The following is a 3,810-nucleotide window of genomic DNA, read 5'->3' as shown; positions in this document are numbered from 1 at the left end:
CGCGGCCGCCGCTCCCGCGCCCGCCGCACCGCCCGCGCCCTTGGCGGCCGCGCCCTTGGTCGAGTCGATCCGGTCGGTGCCGGTCAGATGCGGCCGGTCCGGTCTGCCCGCTCCCGAATGTTCGTTAGCCACGATGTCGCTCCTTCAGCAGTGAGATCGTTCAGCGTGAGATCGCCACCAAAGGCCACGCTAATTGCCCGATTCCCAGGTATAAAGAGAACAGCCCCTGAGATGTCCAATTCTTGGCGAATTAATAGAACATGGCCGTGACCAATGTTTTTGCCCTTCAGGGGGATTGGCTGACGGGCCGGCCGGAACGGGGGCTGGCCTCCCGACGGGGCGCGGTTTACGATGACGGGGGCCGCCGACACGCACGAGGGGGGCTCTTGGGATGCGGTACGCGGAGCTGTACCGGCGTCTGCGGACCGGACAGGGCGTCACGGCGTGGGCAGCGGAAGTCCTGCGCTCGGCCGCCACGGGCGGACTGGGCGGAGTCCGGCATCCCCTCGGTTTCCTCTGCCTGCCGGTCGAGCGGAGCGGGCCGCGGGGGGTGTGCGTGCACATCTGGTCGCCCGAACTGCCGCCCGCCCAGGCCGAGACGTCCGGCTGGCACTGCCATAGCTGGGAGCTGACCAGCTTCGTGCTCTACGGCGGGCTCCGCAACGAACTGGCCGCCGTCTCCCCCGGCGCCGACTACCGGATCTTCGAGGTCGACAGCGGCGCCGGTGCCGACGAGCTGCGCGCCACCCCGGAGACCGTCGCCGTCATCCCGGTCGAAGGCGCCACCGTGACGGGCGGCGAGACCTACACGCTCGCCGCGGGGATCTACCACCGCTCGCTCCCGGCGGGCGAGACCGCGACCGTCGCCCTGGGCTCCGACGACGCCCGCGCCCGCGATCTGTCCCTCGGCCCGCTCGGCCTCGGCAGCCACCGGTTCGTCCGCGATCCCAGCCCCGCCGCCGAGACCGCCGGGATCGCGCTCCGGGCCGCCGAACTCCTCGACGCCGAGACCGCCGGAAAGATCCGTACGCCGAAAGCAGACCTTTAGGACACGTGCACTCTTACGTCACTCCGGTGGCCTACGGTGAGTCACGCGCGCCTTGAACTGTTCTTCACCAACGGAGGAACCCCCCTCATGCACCGGCTCCGAGCCGCGCTCGGCACGACCCTGGCCGTCCTCGCCCTCGCGACCCCCGCGACGGCCGACCCAGCGAAGGTCGCCCCCGCTCCCGCCCTCGCCTGGGAGCGGGTGCTCGACATCGCGCACCGCGGCGCGTCGGCCGACGCCCCGGAGAACACGCTCGCCGCGTTCGAGCTGGCGGGGCGGATGGGCGCCGACGTCAACGAACTGGACGTCCAGGAGACCAAGGACCACCGGCTCGTGATCGTGCACGACACGACGCTCAAACGCACCACCAACGTGGAGAAGGTCTTCCCGAAGCTCAAGCCGTGGCGGGTCAAGGACCTGACGCTCAAGCAGATCAAACGGCTCGACGCCGGCTCCTGGTTCGGGCGGAGGTTCAAGGGCGAGCGGGTGCCGACCCTGACCGAGGCGCTCCGCACCAACCGCGCCGCGGGCACCGGGGTCCTGCTGGAGCTCAAGCGCGCCGACCTCTACCCCGGCATCGTCGACCGGGTGATCACCACGGTCAAGGCCGACCCGTACTGGCGGAACACCGACCGTCTGATCGTGCAGAGCTTCTCGTGGCGGTTCCTCAAGCCCGTCCACCAGAAGCTACCCTCGGCGGGCACGGCGGCGCTCGGCCGTCCCGACCAGCCGCAGATGTTCGGTCTGCGCTGGTTCACCGACGTCGTCCACCCGCAGTACCACTCGATCACCCCGGACTACGTGCGCGACGCCCGCGCCCAGTGGCTCGACGTGTTCGCCTACACGGTCAACGACGAGACCCAGATGCGGCGGCTCGTCGAGATGGGCGTCGACGGGATCACCACCAACCGGCCGGACGTGCTGCGCAGGGTCCTGGAGGGTTAGCGACGGGCCGTGAGGTCCGCCCAGAGCGCGTCGATCTGCTCCTGGAGGGCGTCGAGGCCACCGGAATTGTCAAGGAGATGATCCGCGATGGCCCGGCGCTCCTCACGGGTCGCCTGGGCGGCGATCCTGGCCTTGGCGTCGGCCTCGGTCATACCGCGCTGGTTCAGGAGCCGGTCGAGCTGGGTCTCGACGGGGGCGTCGACCACCACGACCAGGTCGTAGAGCGGCTTCAGCCCGTTCTCGGCCAGCAGCGGCACGTCGTAGACGATGATCGAGCCGGCCGGGGCGGCGTCGACCTGACGCTGGCCGAGCGCGCCGATCAGCGGATGGGTGATCGCGTTCAGGGCGGCCAGCCGGTCGGGGTCGGCGAAGACGATCGAGCCGAGCTTGGGCCGGTCGAGGGACCCGTCGGCCTGGAGCACCCCGGGCCCGAACTCCGCGACGATCGCGGCGAGCCCCTCCGTGCCGGGCGCGACGACGGCCCGCGCGTTGGCGTCGGAGTCGACGAGCACCGCGCCCTTGGCGACGAGCCGCCGCGAGACCTCGCTCTTGCCCGATCCGATCCCGCCGGTAAGACCCACCTTCAGCATGGCCGAATGCTATTCCAGTTCCTTGCGCAGGTGCACATGGACGAGATGGTCGTTGATCCGCTCACGCCGGAACTCGGCGAACCCGAGCCGCTTGTACAGCCGCAGATTGCCGATCGACTGGTGGCCGGTGAACAGCACCAGGGCGTCGGTGCGCTCGGCGACCTCCGCCTCGATCGCCTTCAGCAGCGCGGTGCCGATGCCCGCGCCCTGCCGGTCGGGGGCGACGACCAGCCGTCCGATCAGGCAGGTCCGCTCGCTGAAGGTGGCGCGGACCGCTCCGGTGATCCGGCCGCCCTCGGTTTGCTTCAGCACGAGGGAGTCCCCCGCGATCACCGCGACGGCCTGGTCGAGGGTCTCGACCAGCGGCGGCAGGAACGGATCGCCGTAGAGCTGCGCTTCGGCCACATAGGCGGCTCGCTGGAGGGTCAGGATCTCGCCCGCGTCGCCGGTGGACGCCCGCCCGATCACCGGGCGGCCTTGACCGTGACGGCCATCAGGAACGGGGTGCGGGCCAGATCGGAGAAGAGCAGGTCGTCGGTGCCGAACAGGCCGTCGGTGCGGTCCGCGTCGGCCGTCCCCGCGACGCGGCGCAGGCCGGTGCCGTCGGTGAGGGTCGACAGCTCGTCGCTGCCGGGCTCGGCCGCCAGCTCGCCGGCGACCACCGTGTGCGGTGCGCCGCTCCAGTACTTGACCAGGGCGGCACCTTCGGCCGCACGGGTGGGGGCCTCGTCCGCGCCGCCGGCGAACCTGGTCGTCCAGACGTCGACGGGGCCGTTCTTCACGGCGATCCGCACCCAGGTGAAACCGCGGACCTGGTCGCCGGTCCGCACCCGCGAGGTCCCGGACGCCTCGACCGGGCGGGACGAAAGGATCGCGTTGCCGTACTGGGCGTCGGTCGCGGGACCCCAGACGAGGTTCATCTTCAGCCGCCGCGACAGCCACACCCCGAGGTCGGCGCCGCCGGAGCTGGTCGCGCCCCGGCCGACCTCCTGCAGCAGCACCACGTCGGGACGCTGCGCCTCGACGAGCCGCGCGTAGAACTCGGGGTCGAGGCTCTGCCCGCCCATCGCCTGGTTCATGTTCAGTGTGACGATCCGCAACTCCGGACCGGTGGGCGCGGCATGGCTCGCGGGCCCGGTGAGGACGAACACGACCGTCCCGGCCAGCAGGGCGAGGCTGCCGCCGACCGCGGCCAGCGCGCGCTGCGGGGCCCTGGCCGGCAGCGGG

General features: G+C 71.4%; 5 protein-coding genes. 2 read left to right on the top strand and 3 right to left on the bottom strand.

The window, feature by feature from the left end; translation table 11 throughout:
- Positions 1-391: 391 nt before the first annotated feature.
- Both ACYVE7_RS30835 and ACYVE7_RS30830 read left to right on the top strand, forming a co-directional pair.
- Positions 392-1,048 (top strand): hypothetical protein, encoded by a 657-nt coding sequence (locus tag ACYVE7_RS30835; protein WP_460369684.1) that lies wholly within the window; start codon positions 392-394, stop codon positions 1,046-1,048.
- Positions 1,049-1,084: 36 nt separating this feature from the next.
- Positions 1,085-1,993, top strand: coding sequence for a glycerophosphodiester phosphodiesterase (locus ACYVE7_RS30830; RefSeq protein WP_460369683.1), 909 nt, complete (start codon positions 1,085-1,087; stop codon positions 1,991-1,993).
- Here ACYVE7_RS30830 and coaE read toward each other — a convergent pair.
- From coaE to ACYVE7_RS30815, 3 genes are all read right to left on the bottom strand, one after another.
- Positions 1,990-2,583, bottom strand: a complete 594-nt coding sequence (coaE, locus tag ACYVE7_RS30825) for a dephospho-CoA kinase (protein WP_460369681.1) — start codon at positions 2,581-2,583, stop codon at positions 1,990-1,992. The genes ACYVE7_RS30830 and coaE overlap by 4 nt on opposite strands.
- Positions 2,584-2,592: 9 nt before the next feature.
- Positions 2,593-3,051 (bottom strand): GNAT family N-acetyltransferase, encoded by a 459-nt coding sequence (locus ACYVE7_RS30820; RefSeq protein WP_460369680.1) that lies wholly within the window; start codon positions 3,049-3,051, stop codon positions 2,593-2,595.
- The coding region (locus ACYVE7_RS30815) for an endonuclease/exonuclease/phosphatase family protein (protein WP_460369678.1) at positions 3,048-3,810 on the bottom strand (763 nt) is incomplete at its 5' end. The genes ACYVE7_RS30815 and ACYVE7_RS30820, both read right to left, overlap by 4 nt.

The organism is Actinocorallia lasiicapitis, assembly GCF_054778695.1.
Note: the sequence above shows the minus strand (reverse complement) of the source record. Positions and strands in the feature narration are given on the sequence as shown.